This window comes from Methylobacterium nonmethylotrophicum (assembly GCF_004745635.1).
In the GTDB taxonomy this organism is placed as follows: domain Bacteria; phylum Pseudomonadota; class Alphaproteobacteria; order Rhizobiales; family Beijerinckiaceae; genus Methylobacterium; species Methylobacterium nonmethylotrophicum.
This window is the reverse complement of record NZ_SRLB01000007.1, coordinates 293987-310415: the sequence shown is the minus strand read 5'-3', so window position 1 is coordinate 310415 and position 16429 is coordinate 293987. Positions and strand designations below refer to the sequence as shown.

The 16429-nt window shown below is 72.3% G+C and carries 16 protein-coding genes; 11 read left to right on the top strand and 5 right to left on the bottom strand.

The window, feature by feature from the left end; translation table 11 throughout:
• Positions 1 to 101 precede the first annotated feature (101 nt).
• The 3 genes from EU555_RS12010 to EU555_RS12000 all read left to right on the top strand — a co-directional run bounded on the left by EU555_RS12010 (position 102) and on the right by EU555_RS12000 (position 1397).
• Positions 102 to 377, top strand: coding sequence for a hypothetical protein (locus EU555_RS12010; RefSeq protein ID WP_135414864.1), 276 nt, complete (start codon positions 102 to 104; stop codon positions 375 to 377).
• Positions 378 to 382: 5 nt separating this feature from the next.
• A complete protein-coding gene (locus tag EU555_RS12005; RefSeq protein WP_135414863.1) occupies positions 383 to 691 on the top strand; it encodes a hypothetical protein in 309 nt (102 codons plus the stop codon).
• 121 nt (positions 692 to 812) lie between these two features.
• Positions 813 to 1397 (top strand): metallophosphoesterase, encoded by a 585-nt coding sequence (locus EU555_RS12000; protein WP_135414862.1) that lies wholly within the window; start codon positions 813 to 815, stop codon positions 1395 to 1397.
• 210 nt (positions 1398 to 1607) lie between these two features.
• On the opposite strand, the gene EU555_RS11995 is transcribed toward EU555_RS12000, so the two are convergent.
• Positions 1608 to 3899: an NADP-dependent malic enzyme gene (locus tag EU555_RS11995; RefSeq protein ID WP_135414861.1), complete on the bottom strand. Its 2292-nt coding sequence runs from the start codon at positions 3897 to 3899 to the stop codon at positions 1608 to 1610.
• 246 nt (positions 3900 to 4145) lie between these two features.
• On the opposite strand from EU555_RS11995, the gene EU555_RS11990 reads away from it, so the two are divergent.
• The 4 genes from EU555_RS11990 (at position 4146) to EU555_RS11975 (ending at position 8516) form a co-directional block, all read left to right on the top strand.
• A complete protein-coding gene (locus EU555_RS11990; RefSeq protein ID WP_135414860.1) occupies positions 4146 to 4331 on the top strand; it encodes a ribbon-helix-helix protein, CopG family in 186 nt (61 codons plus the stop codon).
• A complete protein-coding gene (locus tag EU555_RS11985; RefSeq protein ID WP_135414859.1) occupies positions 4324 to 4713 on the top strand; it encodes a VOC family protein in 390 nt (129 codons plus the stop codon). Before EU555_RS11990 ends, EU555_RS11985 begins: the two co-directional genes overlap by 8 nt.
• A 302-nt stretch (positions 4714 to 5015) precedes the next feature.
• Positions 5016 to 7799 (top strand): DNA mismatch repair protein MutS, encoded by a 2784-nt coding sequence (gene mutS, locus EU555_RS11980; RefSeq protein ID WP_135414858.1) that lies wholly within the window; start codon positions 5016 to 5018, stop codon positions 7797 to 7799.
• A 138-nt stretch (positions 7800 to 7937) separates the two neighbouring features.
• Entirely contained in the window at positions 7938 to 8516 is a 579-nt protein-coding gene (locus EU555_RS11975; protein WP_205820890.1) for a DUF1349 domain-containing protein, read from the top strand.
• Between the two features lie 217 nt (positions 8517 to 8733).
• Here EU555_RS11975 and EU555_RS11970 read toward each other — a convergent pair whose 3' ends face one another.
• On the bottom strand, positions 8734 to 9192 hold the full coding sequence (locus EU555_RS11970) for a response regulator (protein WP_135414856.1): 459 nt from the start codon (positions 9190 to 9192) through the stop codon (positions 8734 to 8736).
• On the bottom strand, positions 9189 to 10313 hold the full coding sequence (locus EU555_RS11965; RefSeq protein ID WP_342636469.1) for a PAS domain-containing protein: 1125 nt from the start codon (positions 10311 to 10313) through the stop codon (positions 9189 to 9191). The genes EU555_RS11970 and EU555_RS11965 overlap by 4 nt, the downstream gene beginning before the upstream one ends.
• Before the next feature lie 241 nt (positions 10314 to 10554).
• Here EU555_RS11965 and EU555_RS11960 point away from each other — a divergent pair, with 241 nt between their 5' ends.
• Positions 10555 to 11919 (top strand): AmpG family muropeptide MFS transporter, encoded by a 1365-nt coding sequence (locus tag EU555_RS11960; RefSeq protein ID WP_135414854.1) that lies wholly within the window; start codon positions 10555 to 10557, stop codon positions 11917 to 11919.
• 101 nt (positions 11920 to 12020) lie between these two features.
• Positions 12021 to 12986 carry an EcsC family protein gene (locus EU555_RS11955; protein WP_135414853.1) on the top strand — a complete coding sequence of 322 codons (966 nt, stop codon included), beginning with the start codon at positions 12021 to 12023 and terminating at the stop codon, positions 12984 to 12986.
• On the opposite strand, the gene EU555_RS11950 is transcribed toward EU555_RS11955, so the two are convergent.
• Positions 12950 to 14350 carry a leucyl aminopeptidase family protein gene (locus EU555_RS11950; protein ID WP_245524259.1) on the bottom strand — a complete coding sequence of 467 codons (1401 nt, stop codon included), beginning with the start codon at positions 14348 to 14350 and terminating at the stop codon, positions 12950 to 12952. The genes EU555_RS11955 and EU555_RS11950 overlap by 37 nt on opposite strands.
• A 180-nt stretch (positions 14351 to 14530) precedes the next feature.
• Here EU555_RS11950 and EU555_RS11945 point away from each other — a divergent pair, with 180 nt between their 5' ends.
• Together EU555_RS11945 and EU555_RS11940 are read left to right on the top strand one after the other, a co-directional pair.
• Positions 14531 to 14716 (top strand): hypothetical protein, encoded by a 186-nt coding sequence (locus EU555_RS11945; protein ID WP_135414852.1) that lies wholly within the window; start codon positions 14531 to 14533, stop codon positions 14714 to 14716.
• An 89-nt stretch (positions 14717 to 14805) separates the two neighbouring features.
• Complete coding sequence (locus EU555_RS11940; RefSeq protein ID WP_135414851.1) at positions 14806 to 15639, top strand: tetratricopeptide repeat protein; 834 nt, start codon at positions 14806 to 14808, stop codon at positions 15637 to 15639.
• Between the two features lie 81 nt (positions 15640 to 15720).
• Here EU555_RS11940 and EU555_RS11935 read toward each other — a convergent pair whose 3' ends face one another.
• Positions 15721 to 16425 carry an IclR family transcriptional regulator gene (locus EU555_RS11935; protein ID WP_135414850.1) on the bottom strand — a complete coding sequence of 235 codons (705 nt, stop codon included), beginning with the start codon at positions 16423 to 16425 and terminating at the stop codon, positions 15721 to 15723.
• Positions 16426 to 16429: the final 4 nt, after the last annotated feature.

The following is a 16429-nucleotide window of genomic DNA, read 5'->3' as shown; positions in this document are numbered from 1 at the left end:
AAAAGACCGCCGTCAGCTTCATGGGCGTCCTTTGCCTTGCCTCCACACTACTGTGGTTCAAGTGACAACAGGCCCTAGCGTCAGCAGATCGGCGGGGAAACGTGGCGCAGCCGAAGATGATCGGCCGAGCAGCCCTCGACGTCGCTGCCTGCATCGCGTTGAATGAATGCGAAGGCCGCCTGTGGCTTCATGCCGATCCCAAAGGGGGCCCCCGCCTGTTATCCTGGTACCGCAACCTGGGTATGGAGATCGTCGACCCCGCCACTTACCCGACATTGCCGGGCTTTTCGTCCGGACGCTTCAACGATGGCCGCTACCTGAATTTTGACAGAGATGCAGCGCTACGGTTCCACGATAGTCACAAGCAGTATCGGTGAGATTCATGCCAGTCTCAAGCAAGACATTCTCGAATTTGGCCCTGCGGCTTGAGGATCAGGTCGAGCATGAGCATTTTTTCCTAAAAATATATCCGCATTATGCAGAGCCTGTGAGGCAAGCGATCGCCGACTGGATGGCATCACTTACCGAAGATGCCACGAACGAAGATTTTGATAAGCTGTTTACATACCTGAACCGATATGGGAATTACCGAGCAAAGACCAATCAGAATCCGTTCTTTCTCGATCGCCCAGCCGCTGACAGCGAGCCGCAAGACGGCTACTCGCGCGGCCCAGGCATGGCAGGTTCTTGATACTCAGACAGTCTCCGGCGACGAACGCTGCTCGGCGCTCCGCGCGGCGATCAGGCCCCGTGCCGCCGGGCGCCGCCGCCCCATCTCACCCCGCATCCGTTCCGCTCCGACCCGGGTGCGCATGGCCGTCTTCTTCACCGCCGACACGCATTTCGGCGACGCCCACATCCTGCGCCAGCGCGGCCGCCGCTTCGCCTCGCTCGCCGAGCACGACGAGACCCTGGTGGCGAACTGGAACGCCGTGATCGGGCCGCAGGACGAGGTCTGGCATGTCGGCGACTTCGCGGCCCATGCTGAGCGCGCGCATTGCGCGGCGATCTTCGCCAGGCTCAACGGCGTCAAGCGGCTGGTGCGCGGCAACCACGACAGCAACCGCGTCCTCGACCTGCCCTGGGCCGACCCGCCGGTCGAGAGTGCGCGGCTGACCCTCCGGGAGGACGGCCGCGAGTGGCGGCTGTTCCTCGCGCACTATGCCCACCGGGCCTGGCCGGGCCTGTGGCGCGGCACCCGCCACCTCTACGGCCACACCCACGGCACGCTCCCCGACACGACCCGCTCCTGCGACGTCGGGGTCGACGCCTGGGAGTACCGGCCCATGCGCCTCGCGGCCATCGCGGCGCGCCAGGACGCAGCGACGTTGGTGCCGGAAGAGCTGGTGCGGGACCGGGCGCGGGAGGTGGCCGCCCGCGGGGCGGGTGGCGATTGAGCGTGCCAGCGCAAGGGTGCCGCGTCCCCGTTCTCCCACCCGCGACCTCATCCTGAGGTGCGACCGTCAGGGAGCCTCGAAGGAGGCCTCCAGCAATCGCAGGGATCCCTGGATGCCTCCTTCGAGGCCAGTCGATCTGCGATCGACTGACACCTCAGGATGAGGTCGTGGATGGGATGACGTGGAGCCTACCAGGCTCCGGGATGGCGGTTACCCGCCGATGTTGTAGGCGGCGAGCGCCGCCATGTTGACGAGGTCGGCATCGGTCGCCCCGAGCGGGACGATCTGCACCGCCTTGTCGAGGCCGACGATCAGCGGCCCGAGCACCTGGGCGCCGCCGAGCTCCTGCAGCATCTTGGTGGAGATCGAGGCCGAGTGGAAGGCCGGCATCACCAGGACGTTGGCCGGCTGCTTGAGGCGGCTGAACGGGTACTGGGCGAGCAGGTCCTTGTCGAGCGCCACGTCGGCCGCCATCTCGCCATCGTACTCGAAGTCGACCCGCATCCCGTCGAGGATCTTGACCGCCTCCTGCACCTTCTCGGCGCGCTCGGCCTTGGGATGGCCGAAGGTCGAGAAGGACAGGAGCGCCACCCGCGGCTCGTAGCCGAGGCGGCGGGCGACGCCGGCGGCCTCGATGGCGATCCCGGCGATCTCCTCGGCGCTCGGCATCTCGTGGATGGCCGTGTCGGCGACCAGCACCGCGCGGCCCCGGGCGAGGCAGAGCGAGACGCCGATCACCCGGTGGCCGGGCTTGTGATCGATCACGCGGCGCACGTCCTCGAGAGCGATCGAGTAGTTGCGGGTGGTGCCGGTCACCATCGCGTCGGCGTCGCCGAGCGCCACCATCGAGGCCGCGAAGTGGTTGCGGTCCTGGTTGATCAGGCGCTGGCAGTCGCGGAACAGCAGGCCCTTGCGCTGCATCCGGGCGTAGAGGAACTGCGCGTAGACCTGGTTGCGGTGAGACTTCGCGGCGTTGTGGATCTCGATGTTGTCGCGGCCCGTCAGGTCGATGCCGGCGGCCTCGGCATTGGCCACCACCCGGTCCTCGCGCCCGACCAGGATCGCGGTGCCGAGGCCCTGGTTGACGAAGGACACGGCGGCGCGGATCACCACCTCCTCCTCGCCCTCGGCGAAGACGACGCGCTTGGGGAACTTGCGCACCCGCTCGAACACCCGGTTGAGGGTGCCGGCGACGGGGTCGCGGCGGGCCGAGAGCTGGGCCCGGTAGCGGTCCATGTTGGCGATGGGCTTGCGGGCGACGCCGGTCTCCATCGCGGCCTTCGCCACCGCCGGCGGCACGGTGTGGATGAGGCGCGGGTCGAACGGCACCGGGATGATGTAGTCGCGCCCGAAGCGCGGCCGCGCGCCCTGGTAGGCCGCCGCGACCTCGTCCGGCACGTCCTCGCGGGCGAGCGCGGCGAGCGCCTGCGCCGCCGCGATCTTCATCTCCATGTTGATCGTCGTCGCCTGGACGTCGAGCGCGCCGCGGAAGATGTAGGGAAAGCCCAGGACGTTGTTGACCTGGTTCGGGTAGTCCGAGCGCCCGGTCGCCACGATGGCGTCGTCGCGGACCTGGGCCACCTCCTCGACGGTGATCTCCGGATCGGGGTTGGCCATCGCGAAGATGATCGGCTGCGGCGCCATCGAGGCGATCATCTCAGGCGTGAAGGCGCCCTTCACCGAGAGGCCGAACACGATGTCGGCGCCCTCCATCGCCTCGGCGAGGCTGCGCTTCGCGGTCGCGACCGCGTGCGCCGACTTCCACTGGTTCATGCCCTCGGTGCGGCCCTGGAACACCACGCCCTTGGTGTCGCACAGGATCACGTTCTCGGAGCGGAAGCCCAGCGCCTTGACGAGCTCGATGCAGGCGATGCCCGCCGCCCCCGCGCCGTTGACGACGAGGCGGGCCTCGGCAATGTCGCGGCCGGTGAGATGCAGGGCGTTGATGATGCCGGCGGCCGAGATGATCGCGGTGCCGTGCTGGTCGTCGTGGAAGACCGGGATGTCCATCAGTTCCCGCAGGCGCTCCTCGATGATGAAGCACTCGGGGGCCTTGATGTCCTCCAGGTTGATGCCGCCGAAGGTCGGCCCGAGGTAGCGCACGCAGTTGATGAACGCCTCGGCGTCCTCGGTGCCGACCTCGAGGTCGAAGGAATCGATGTCGGCGAAGCGCTTGAACAGGACCGCCTTGCCCTCCATCACGGGCTTGGAGGCGAGCGCGCCGCGATTGCCCAGGCCCAGGATCGCGGTGCCGTTCGAGATCACCGCCACGAGGTTGCCCTTGGCGGTGTAGTCGTAGGCGAGCGCCGGATCGTCCGCGATGGCCAGCACCGGCACGGCGACGCCGGGCGAGTAGGCGAGCGACAGGTCGCGCTGCGTCGCCATCGGCTTCGTCGCCACCACCTCCAGCTTGCCCGGGCGGCCCTGCTGGTGGAAGAGCAGCGCCTCCTGGTCGGTGAAGGTCGGGCGCTTGCGGCGGGTGACGGGGCGGGACTCGCTCATGCCTGCCTTCTTCTTCTGGTCGGTGCGGGTGACGGTGGGAGGAGTCCCTTAGAGCCGCACGGCCTGAGGCTCAAGCGATACCCGCCGGGCTCGGGTCGGCGCGCCCGTCCTCTCCGGCGTCTCGGCCGTCCAGGATGGCGCAAGGCCGCGGCGTGGACGGCGCAGGCGGCGCGGCCCGCACCCGTGGCCGCCGTCCCGTCCGCCGAGACGCTTGCCCCCAGCTTACTAGCATGCTAGCAAGCTACCATGAACGGACGGAACGAGGGCCGCGGCCCGCCGGAAGGCCGCACCAAGCAGCAGTTCAACGTGTACTTGCCGCCGGACCTCGTCCGGCGGGTCAAGTACCGCGCCCTCGACGCGCAGATGTCCCTCTCGGACCTCGTCGCGGCCGCCCTGGAAGCCTACTTGCGGCAAGGAGGACGGGATGGGTGACGCGGTGTCGGCGGGCGGGTTCGGCCTTCAGGTCCAGCCGATGGTCCATGTGGCGGAGATCGCGTCCGCCATCGGCTTCTACGAGCGGCTCGGCGGGTCCCTGGTCTATGGGAGCCGGGACGGGGATTGGGCGCTGATGCGCTTCGGCAGTTCGCATGTCAGCCTGCTGGCGCATCCGCCCGGTCCCGAGGCGGGGCCGGTGGAGCTGCACTTCGTCAGCGCGGAGCCGCTTGAGCGCCTTGAGGCGCATCTGCGGCTCCGGGCGCCCGACCGCATCGTCCGGGGCGTTGCCGACGAGGCGTTCGGCCGCATGCTGACGCTGCGCATGCCGGACGGCCAGCTGCTCAAGGTGCTCGAACTGGACCGCGGCCTGATCGCCTGAGGGTCGGGGCTCTCGTCGCGCCGGGTGCCGGCGCGGCGATGCCCGGCGAAGAGGCGAGCGGCAGCTCGCGCTGCATCGCCGTCGGCGTCCTCGCCACCACCTCCGGACGGGGGACCCGTCCCGTCGGGCCATGATCCGGCCGGCTCAGGCGGCCTTGCGTCGCGAATGCCCGTCGCCGCGCCATTTTCAGCAGGGGACGACCATCCCCATCTTCCCCGATGTGCCGGTCTGGAGCGTGGCTGCGGGCCTCTGCTAGTCTGGCAGACCACTTCGCCGCGGATCCGACGACAGCCCAAGATCTCATGACGATGGACAGCGACACCGGCCGCCGCCTGCTGCGCGACGAGGCTTGCGCGCCGACCGACGAGGCGCCTCCAGCCCCCGCCCGCACCCGCCGGGCCGCCGCCCCCGACGACGAGACCAAGGTCTCGCCGATGATGGCGCAGTACATCGAGATCAAGGCGGCGAATCCCGACTCCCTGCTGTTCTACCGCATGGGGGATTTCTACGAGCTGTTCTTCGAGGATGCCGAGATCGCCTCGCGGGCTCTCGGCATCGTGCTGACCCGCCGCGGCAAGCATGCGGGCGCCGACATCCCGATGTGCGGCGTGCCGGTGGAGCGCTCCGACGACTACCTCCAGCGCCTGATCGGGCTGGGCCACCGGGTCGCGGTCTGCGAGCAGACCGAGGACCCGGCGGAGGCGAAGAAGCGGGGCGGGAAGTCGGTGGTGCGGCGCGAGGTGGTGCGCCTCGTCACCCCCGGCACCATCACGGAGGACCGCCTCCTCGATCCGGGCCGCGCCAACGTCCTGCTCGCGCTCGCCCGCCGGCGCGCCTCGGACTCGGCCTGGGCCTACGGCTTGGCGGCCGTCGACATCTCGACCGGGCGGTTCTCCCTCGGCGAGGTCGACGGCGCGGGGCTTGCCGCCGAGATCGCCCGGCTCGACCCGCGCGAGATCGTCATGGCGGAGGCGATCCACCAGGATCCCGACCTCGCCCGCCTCTGGCGCGACAGCCGGGCCGCCGTGACGCCGGTCGGCCGCGGCGACCTCGACCCGGCCTCCGCCGAGCGGGCGCTCAAGGAGCAGTTCGGCGTCCAGACCCTCGACGGCTTCGGCGCCTTCAGCCGGGTCGAGGTCGCGGCGGCCGGCGCCGTGCTGCACTACATCGCCCGCACCCAGCTCGGCGCCAAGGTCACATTGAGCCCGCCGACCCGCCAGGCGGCGGGCGCGAGCCTGATGATCGACGCGGCGACGCGTCAGAACCTCGAACTCACCCGCACCCTCTCGGGCGAGCGGGCCGGCAGCCTGCTCGCCGCCATCGACCGCACGGTCGGCGGCGCGGGCGCCCGGCTGCTGGCCGAGCGGCTCGCCGGCCCCTCGACCGACCTCGCGCTGATCCGGCGCCGGCACGACGCGGTCGCGTTCCTGGTGGGCGAGGGGGCGTTGCGCGCCGAATTACGGGCCGAGCTGGCCCGCGCCCCCGACATGGCCCGGGCGCTCACCCGGATCGGCCTCGGCCGGGCCGGGCCCCGCGACCTTGCAGCCCTGCGCGACGGCCTGCTCGCCGCCCGCGGCATCGCGACGGCGCTGGCCGGCGCCGGGGCGCTGCCGGGCGAGATCGGCAAGGCCGCCCGGATCCTGGCGGGCCTGAGCGAGGACCTGGCCGACGACCTGGCCGCGGCGCTCGCCGACGACCTGCCGCTCCAGCGCCGTGACGGCGGCTTCGTGCGCGAGGGCTACCGGGCGGAACTGGACGAAACCCGCACGCTCCAGCGCGATTCGCGTCAGGTCGTGGCCGGGCTCCAGGCCCGCTACGCCGCCGACACCGGCTGCCGGACGCTCCGGATCAAGCACAACAACCTGCTCGGCTACTACATCGAGGTGCCGCAGGCCTTCGGCGAGACCCTCCTGAAGGATCCCTGGCGCGCCACCTTCGTCCACCGCCAGACCATGGTGGACGCGATGCGCTTCACCAGCGTCGAGCTGGGCGAGCTGGAGACGAAGATCGCCAACGCCGCCGGGCGCGGCCTCGCCCTGGAGCTCGAGATCTTCGAGACCCTGTCCCGGGCCGTGATGGCGGAATCCGATTCGATCGTGGCGGCGGCGAGCGCCCTCGCGGCGCTGGACGTCGCGGCCTCGCACGCGGAACTGGCGGTCGAGCTGAACTGGACCCGGCCGACCGTCGACGACGGGCTCGCCTTCCGGATCGAGGGCGGGCGCCACCCCGTCGTCGAGGCGGCGCTGACGAAGGCCGGCGAGGCCTTCATCGCCAATGCCTGCGACCTGTCGGGGACGCAAGCGGGCCGGATCCTCCTCGTCACCGGCCCGAACATGGGCGGCAAGTCGACGTTCCTGCGCCAGAACGCGCTGATCGCGGTGCTCGCCCAGATGGGCGCCTACGTGCCGGCAACGTCCGCCCATCTCGGCCTCGTCGACCGGCTTTTTTCCCGAGTCGGCGCCGCCGACGACCTGGCGCGGGGCCACTCGACCTTCATGGTCGAGATGGTCGAGACTGCCGCGATCCTGAACCAGGCGACCAAGCGCTCCCTCGTCGTGCTCGACGAGATCGGCCGCGGCACCGCGACCTTCGACGGGCTGTCGATCGCCTGGGCGTGCCTGGAGCACCTGCACGGCACCAATGGCTGCCGGGCGCTCTTCGCCACCCACTTCCACGAGCTGACCGGCCTGGCGCAGCGCCTGGACCGCCTCTCCAACGCCACCCTCAAGGTGACCGAGTGGAAGGGCGACGTGGTGTTCCTGCACGAGGTGGTGCCGGGCGCCGCCGACCGCTCCTACGGCCTCCAGGTCGCGCGCCTCGCGGGGCTCCCGGCCCCGGTGATCGCCCGCGCCAAGGCGCTGCTGGCCGAATTGGAGCGGGGGGAGGGCGGCCGCGGCCGCACGAAGGCGCCGGCCGAGCTGCCCCTCTTCGGGGCGATGCCGACCGCCCCGCCCCCGCCGGCACCGCCGGTGGAGAAGCCCGATCCGGTCGGGCTCCTGCTCGACGGGATCGACCCGGATGCCTTGAGCCCGCGGGAGGCGCTGGATGCCCTCTACCGGCTCAAGGCGGCGCGCAAGGAGGGGTAGGTCGAGGCCCCTCCCTCTCTTGACCCTGCGACAGGCTGCAACAGATCTGCAGAGGGCTGTCGTCGATCGGGCGGGAGGCACGATGCCGACCGACGCTCGAGCGCATGGCCCGCACGGGCGATGCGGCGAGGCGTGACGATGGGTTTCGAGGACGGCTCTTGGCTCAACGAGCCCGCCGACTGGCGTCTGGACGGGGATATCCTGCACGTCGTCACGGATCGGGGTACGGATTTCTGGCGGGAGACCCATTACGGCTTCATCCGGGACACGGGGCACGTCTTCGAGGTCAGAACCGCGGGTGATTTCACCGCGCAGGTGCGGGTCCGGGCCCAGTACCGTGAGCTGTACGATCAGGCCGGACTGATGGTGCGGGTCTCTCCCCGCGAGTGGGTCAAGGCCGGGATCGAGTGGTCGGACGGGATCCCGATGATCGGCAGCGTGCTGACGATCGATCGGTCGGACTGGGCCACCGCGCCCTACGGTCGCGATGCCGGGGATGTCTGGCTGCGGGCGACCGTCGCCGCCGGCGTGCTGCGGCTGCAGGTGTCGTCCGACGGACGGAATTGGCTGCTGATGAGGCTGTGCCCGTTCCCCGCCGTATCCTCGTACAGCGTCGGCCCGATGTGCTGTACGCCGGAACGCGCCGGCCTGAGCGTCGCGTTCTCCGAATTCACGGTCGGCGTTCCGACCGGCAAGGACCTCCACGATCTGTCGTGACGGGCGTTTCCGGCCGCCCCGGGCGGTCAATCCCCGATCGCTCCGCCCCCCATGCTGAACGATCCTCCCGGATGCGCGGACCGGCGGGCGGCCGGTTCGTCGCGAGCCCGTCGCCGCCCTCAGGGATGGCCGGTGCTGGTGTTGGGAGCAGCTCCGGGTCTTGGAGCTTTCCGGGTCATCCCCGACGGCCTTGCATCCGCATCGTCTCGTAACGCGGTCAGGCGGGCAGGTCGGTGCGGGCGGCGCCATCTCCGCGATCGCCCGGCGCCAGCACCACCCCGTCCGGCACCTCCGCCGGCGTCCCGCCGTGGTACCGCCCGGCCACGTAGGCCAGCGCCGCACGGATCACCCGCTCGGAATAGGGCTTGGCGATGATCCCGGCCGCGCCCGCGAAGTCGTCGGGCACGCGCTTGGCGTTGGCGGTGGTGAACAGCACCGTGGTGCCGGGGCGGGCGCTGAGCGCGCGCGCGACCGTGACGCCGGTCGGGCCGTCGGCGAGGTGGATGTCGACGAGGGCGACGTCGGGGGCGAGGTCGCGGCCCATCGCGACCGCCTCGGCCGCGCGGGCCGCCACCCCGACCGGTACGTGGCCGGCCTCCTCGAGCAGGCATTCGAGCTCGAGGGCGATGAACGCCTCGTCCTCGACGATGAGGACGCGCAGGGAGCCGGCGCTCAATGGCCCGGCCCAAGGGGCAGCACGACCTGGGCCCGCGTGCCGGGGCCCAGATCCTCGAAGGCGAGGCGGCCCCGCAGCTGGCGCACCAGCATGGCGACGAGGTCGCGGCCGAACCCCTCCGGATTGTCGATGTCCGCCGGCAGGCCGATCCCGTCGTCGCTGACCTCCAGGACGAGGCTGTCGTCCCGCCGCCTCGCCGTGATGGTGACCCGGCCGTGGCGCTCGCCCGGGAAGGCGTGCCGCACCGCGTTGACGGCGAGCTCGTGCACCAGGAGCGCCAGAGGCGCGGCCATCGAGGCCGTGACGGCGACCGCCTCGACGTCGACCGTGAGGGCGATCCGGTCCGGATCGAGCCCGGCCTCGAGGTCGGCGGCGAAATCGGCCGCGAAGTCGCGCAGGTCGAAGCGGCCGACGTCGCTGAGCGAGTAGAGCAGGCGGTGCACGGTGGCGAGGGCGCCGATGCGGTCGGCCATGCTGCGCAGGACGTCGCGGCAGGCCGGATCGCGGGAGCGCCGGGCCTTGAGCAGCATCAGCGAGGAGATGACCTGGAGGTTGTTCTTCACCCGGTGGTCGACCTCGTGCAGCAGGGCGGTCTGCTGGTCGAGGGCGGCCTGGAGCGCCAGGTTGCGGGCCTCGACGTCCTGGGCGAGCCCGTCCTTCTCCCGCGCCAGGGCGCGCTCGGCCTGCTTGGTGCCGGTGACGTCGGTCAGCACCGCGAAGTAGGAGCGGATCGCCCCGGCCTCGTCCCGCACCGCCGTGAGGGTCATGGCGTTCCAGAACGGCCGGCCGTCCTTGCGGTAGTTGAGCATGTCGATCCGCAGCGGCTCGCCGCGGCCGACCGCCTCCCGCACCCGGGCGACGTCGGACGGGTCGGTCCCGGGCCCCTGCAGGAAGCGGCAGTTGCGGCCGACGACCTCGTCGGCCGCGTAGCCGGTGAGATGGCAGAAGGCCGGGTTGGCGAACACGATCGGGTTGTCGGGCAGGGCCGGGTCGGTCATCACCATCGGTGCCTCGCTGGCCCGGAAGGCGGCCAGGAACGGGGCGTCGGAGAACGGGGCATCGGACGGCGCGTCGGCCGCGCGCACGAGGCTCGCCTCGGCCTGCCTCGGAGCGTCCAGCACGATCATCCCCTCGCCCGTCCTTGCCGGCCCCGCCCGGCCGATCCGCGGCGAAGCGGGGTGTGATCCCCGTCCACCACAGCGAACCCACGACCGTCGGTGGGGTTCCCGCCGGTAACCTAACCTTCGGTGGACGCAATGTTAATCCTTCATCCATCATGATCCCGCCCACTTCCTCGGGTCGACTGTGCGGCTGGCGCCGGGCGCGATCGAGACCGAGATGCCGGCAGCCTTGAGGAGCGCGATGACGACGACGGCCGGGAGAGAGGGCGCGGGCTGGCTGGCCCGCACCCGCGCCACCCTGCGGGACGTGGCGGCGGACCGCCGCATGGCCCTGATGCTGATGCTCGGCTTCGGGGCGGGCCTGCCGATCCTGCTCGTCTTCGCCACCTTGTCGGCCTGGCTGCGCAGCGCCGGCATCGAGCGGTCGAGCATCGGGCTCCTCAGCTACGTGTCGCTCGCCTACTCCCTGAAGTTCCTCTGGGCCCCGGTGATCGACCGGGTCGACCTGCCGGTCCTGTCGCGGCTCCTCGGCCGGCGCCGGGCCTGGATGCTGCTGTCGCAATTGGCCGTGGCGGCGGGCCTGATCGCGATGAGCCGGGGCGATCCGGCCGCCTCCCTCGGCTACACGGTGGTCTGCGCCCTCGTCATCGCCTTCGCGTCGGCGACGCAGGACATCGTGGTCGACGGCTGGCGCATCGATTCCGCCCCGACCGAGCGCCAGGGCATGATGCTGGCGGCCTACCAGCTCGGCTACAGCCTCGCCCGCATCTGCGCCGGGGCCGGGGCGCTGTTCGTCGCCGACGCCTTCGGGTGGGCGCCGGCCTACGGCACCATGGCGGCCCTGATGCTCCTCGCGATCGCCGGCACGCTCGCGGCGCCCCGGGCGCAGGCGCAGGATCCCGGCCAGGGTGCGGCCGCGGGTCCGGCGCACCGCGGCTGGCGCCGGGCCCTGCGCGAGGCGGTGGTCGATCCCTTCACCGACCTCATGCGCCGCAAGGGCCCGGGCCTCGCCCTGATCCTGGCGCTGATCACCGTCTACCGCCTGCCCGACATCGTCTCGGGCATCATGGCGAACCCGCTCTACATCGACATGAAATTCACCCTGTCGGAGATCGCCACGGTCTCGAAGGTCTACGGCGTCTGGATCGGCGTTGCCGGGGCCTTCGCGGGCGGCATCGCGGTGAGCCGGCTCGGCCTCTACCCGGCGCTGCTGATCGGCGGGATCGCGGCCTCGGCCTCGAACCTGATGTTCGCCTGGCTGGCGCTCGCCGGCCACGACCTGCCGCTCCTGGTGGCCAGCATCAGCATCGACAACTTTGCCGGCGCCTTCGCCGGCACGGCGCTCATCGCCTACATGTCGAGCCTGACCTCGCCGGCCTTCGCGGCGACGCAGTACGCGCTCCTGTCCTCGCTCTACGCCCTGCCGGGCAAGTTCGTCGGCGGCCTCTCGGGCTTCGCCGTGGAATCCCTCGGCTACCCGACCTTCTTCGTCCTGACCGCCGCCGTCGGCATCCCGGTGACGCTGCTCTGCCTCGGCCTCAGGCTGCTGCCCGGGGAGGTGGACCCTGCTCCGGCCCCCGTGGAGGAGGTGCCGGCCCGGGCCTGAGCGGGGCCGGGCGCGCGGGACACGCTCCGCGCCCCTTGCGGAACCCTCCCCGGCCGCCCCAGCTTTATCGGGCCAGTGCCCGTGTCCGCGAGGGAGCGCCCGTGTCCGAGATCGTCGCCGTCGAGCCCGCCCCGTCCCCCGTCCCGCTCGGGGCGCCGGAGCCCCTGAGCCCGGAGGACCGCGAATCCCTGCGCCGGGCGGTCGCCGCGCTCGAGCGCCCGAGCCTCGCCGGCCGGCTCTCCGCCATGGCCGGCGCCCCCCTCGACATGATCGGCCGCGCCCTGCCGGTCCCGGTGATGGAGGCGGTCGGCCACGCCACCGAGACGGCGATGCGGGGCGCGCTCCACGTCGCCCTCGCGACCCTGCCGGGCAAGGCGGGGGAGCGGGGATCCGAGGCCGGGGCGCTCGCGCCCCTCGGGCCCGACCTGTCGCCGTCCTGGCGCGCCCGGGCGATGGAGCTGCTCGAGCGCTTCCCGCCCGGCGACCGCGGCCACAAGGCGCTCGCGGCGGTCTCGGGCGCCATCGGGGGCGCCTTCGGCATCACGACGCTCGCGGTCGAGCTGCCGCTCTCCACCACCCTGATGCTGCGCTCGATCGCCGAGATCGCCCAGCGCGAGGGCGAGGACCTCGCCGACCCGGAAGCGGCGCTCGCCTGCATGCAGGTCTTCGCGCTGGGCGGGCGCGGGCCCGGCCAGGCCGACGCTCCCGCCGGCACCGCGGCCGAGAGCGGCTACTTCGCGGTGCGCGGCGCGCTCGCCAAGGCGATGTCGGAGGCGGCCCGCTACGCCGCCGGGCGCGGCCTCGTCGACGAGAGCGCTCCGGCGCTGATGCGCTTCGCCGGCCAGGTCGGCGCCCGCTTCGGGGGCGTGGTGTCGCAGAAGCTCGCCGCCCAGGCGGTGCCGGTCCTCGGCGCCCTCGGGGGCGCGGCCGTCAACACCGCCTTCATGGATCATTTCCAGGCCATCGCCCGGGGCCACTTCACCGTGCGGCGCCTTGAGCGCCGCTACGGCAAGGCGGTGGTGCGGGAGGCCTACGAGGCGGAGCGGTCTTCCTTGGGTGCGGCGTAGCGCGCCTTCAGGAGGGCGTAGACGAGGCGCGCGGTCTGGACCTCGCCGCCTTCCGGCCGGCCGGGCTTGGTGCCCGGGTTCCAGCCGTAGAGGTCGAGATGGACGTGGGCGGCGGCCTTCGAGACGAAGCGGCGCAGGAACAGCGCCGCCGTCACAGCCCCGGCGAAGGGCCCGCTCGAGACGTTGTTGAGGTCGGCGACCTTCGAATCGAGCAGGGCGCCGTAGGGCGCCCAGAGCGGCATGCGCCAGACCGGATCGTGGACCGAGAGGCCGGTGGCGGAGAGTTCCGCCGCGAGGGCGTCGTCCTCGGTGAACAGGGCCGGCAGGTCCGGGCCGAGCGCCGTCCGGGCCGCGCCCGTCAGGGTGGCGAAGTCGAACACCAGCTCGGGCGCCTCCTCGTCGGCGAGCGACAGCGCGTCGGCCAGGATCAGCCGGCCCTCGGCGTCGGTGTTGCCGATCTCGACGGTGAGCCCGCGCCGGCTGCGCAGCACGTCGCCGGGCCGGAAGGCCTCGCCCGCGACCGCGTTCTCGACGGTCGGGATCAGCACGCGCAGGCGCAGCGGGAGGCCCGCCCCCATCACCATCTCGGCCGCCGCGAGCGCCACCGCGGCCCCGGCCATGTCCTTCTTCATCAGAAGCATCGCGGCCGGCGGCTTGAGGTCGAGGCCGCCGGTGTCGAACACCACGCCCTTGCCCACGAGCGTCACGCGCGGCGCCTGCGGGTCGCCCCAGGTCAGGTCGATGAGGCGCGGCGCCCGCGGCGAGGCACGGCCCACCGCGGCGATCAGCGGGAAGCCGGTCTCGAGGTCGTCGCCTGCCACGACCGTGCAGGCGGCGCCGAAGCGCGCGGCGAGCGCGCGTGAAGCCGCCTCGATCTCGGCCGGGCCGAGGTCGTTCGCCGGGGTGTTGACGAGGTCGCGGCCGGCCGCGACCGCGTCGGCGATGCGGTCGACCTCCTCGGCGTCGACGCCCGCCGGCACCGCCAGCCGGGCCCTCGGCACCGGCCGCTCGCGGTAGCGGCCGAATCGGTAGCCCGCGAGCCGCCAGGCCAGGGCCGCGAGGGCGGCGTCCCCGGGCAGGCCCTCGAGCCGGTAGGTGCCCTCCGGCAGCGCCTCGGGCAGGCGCCCGACCGCGAACGGGTCGGCCCGCCCGCCCTCGGGCTCGATCCCGAACAGGACCGCCGCCAGCGTCCCGTCCGGCCCCGGCAGCAGGACGATCCGGCCGGGCTTGGCCTCGAACCCGCTCGCCTGCGCAAAGGCGGCGGCGACGGGCGGCAGGTTCGCCATGACAGAAGGCCAGCCGGCGGCATCGACGCACAGGATCGGAATGGCGCCGTCCTCGGTCGCGGGCAGGAGCGTGGTCACGCGAGGATCCTTTCACCTTGCCGTTACGGCGGGCCCGCGGACGGGCGGAGGGGAGACAGGACGGATCGAGCCTGGACGGACCGGTTGTCAATGGCCGCGCACCGCGCTCCCGGGAACCCCCGGGGAGCTCACGCGTCACCCCGGGCAACAGGATCGGCACGGACCGACAGGGAGCCCGCCATGGCCGAGGAGAAGAAGCCCATCAACCCGCTCGAGCGGCGCGAGACCATCGGCATCGAGGACGGCAGCCGTCACGCCGGAGAGGCGGTGACGCCGAGCCGCCACGGGGTCGGCACCGACCGGGGCGGCGCGGCGGACAAAGCCCCGGCCCCGAAGGCGACGCCCTCCGGTACCCCCCGGCGTTAACGCCGGATTAGGGTTAACGACCTATCACCGGGGCATGAGGGCCGAGGGGAGCGGGAAGACACGTCCCAGGCCCGTCCCTGGAGTGGCCGATGCCCGCGACCGTCGAGACCCGTCCCGTCCGCCCGAATTCCCTGCGGCGGCTCGCCGCCGCCGGGGTGGTGGCGCTGATGGCCTCGGGCTGCCTGTCGCGCTCGCCCCTCACCACCGGCTCGATCGACGCCAGCGCGCCGGCCGACACCGCCCGGCGCGACGTCGGGCGCCTTGCCGCGCGCTACGAGAAGAACCAGGACGATGTCGGCGTGGCGATGGCCTACGCACAGGCGCTGCGCGCCACCGACCAGGGCGCCCAGGCCGCCGCGGTCTTGCAGCAGACGGCGCTGCGCAACCCGAAGAACCCGGCGGTGCTCGCCGCCTATGGCAAGAGCCTGGCCGAGATCGGCCGCTTCGCCGAGGCCGCGGAGGTCCTGCGCAACGCCCATTCGCCCGCCAACCCGGACTGGCGCGTGCTCTCGGCGCAGGGCGCGGTGGCCGACCAGATGGGCGACCACGCCCTGGCCCAGCGCTACTACGAGGCCGCGCTCAAGATCGTGCCCGGCGAGCCGGCGGTCATGTCGAATCTCGGCCTGTCCTACGCGCTGGCCAAGCGCCTGCCGGAGGCCGAATCGACCCTGCGCCAGGCGAGCAACGACCCGAGGGCCGACGGACGGGTGCGCCAGAACCTCGCCCTGGTGCTCGGGCTGCAGGGCCGCTTCGGCGAGGCCGAGCAGGTGCTGACCCGCGATCTCGGCCCGGCCGAGGCGGCCCAGAACGTCACGGCGCTGCGCGCCTTCGTGTCCCAGCCCAACGCCTGGAAGGCGATCCGCTCCGCCGAGAAGACCGGTGAGAAGGCAAGACCGGCGCGGGTGGCAGCCTCCGGGATGTGACGCGCGCGGCGCGAGCGATGCCGCCTCTTGGCCTCAGAGCTGCTTGGCCTCAGAGCTGCTTGGCCCGAGAGCTGCTTGGCCTCAGAGCTGCGCCCCTAGCTCGGCCGAGAGGCGCTCGGCGGCCTCCCGCAACCGCGGCGCGAAGGTGCCGGCCTGCTCCGCGGTGAGGCGCGAGACCGGACCGGAGAGCGCGAGCGCGCCGATCAGCCGGCGCCCGGCCCCGAAGACCGGCATCGCCAGGGACGCCACGTGCGGATCGGTGATGCCCGCGGTGTAGATCGGCAGCTCGGCCGGCGCCGCCTGCCCGCCCGCCCGGTCGCCGAAGGCCGACAGCACCTGGGCGATGGCCGAGCGGTCCATCGGCCGCATGTCCCCGGGCCGGACGTTCATGCGCAGGGGCGAGGGCGAATCGGCCCGGAACAGGCAGAGCCGCTGGTTGCCCCGGCGGATGTAGAACGAGGCGGTCTCGAGCGACTCGGCGGCGAGCCGCTCCAGTACCGGGACGACCCGCTCCTCGAGGGCGAAGGATTGCTGGTAGACCGAGCCGATCCGCGCCGCCTCGACGCCGAGGCGGTAGCGCCCGTCGTCGAGACGCTCGATCAGGTCGAATTTCTCCAGCGAGATGCACAGCCGCATGATGGTGCTCTTCACCAGCGACGTGCGCCGGGCGAGCTCGGACAGTTCGAGGGCGTCGTCGCCGCGCTGGAACGCGGTCAGCACGGTGAGCACCCGCTCGGCCGAGGCGACGCCCTCGAGCTTGGGCCTGGGTCGGGCCTCCTTCGGCATGCGG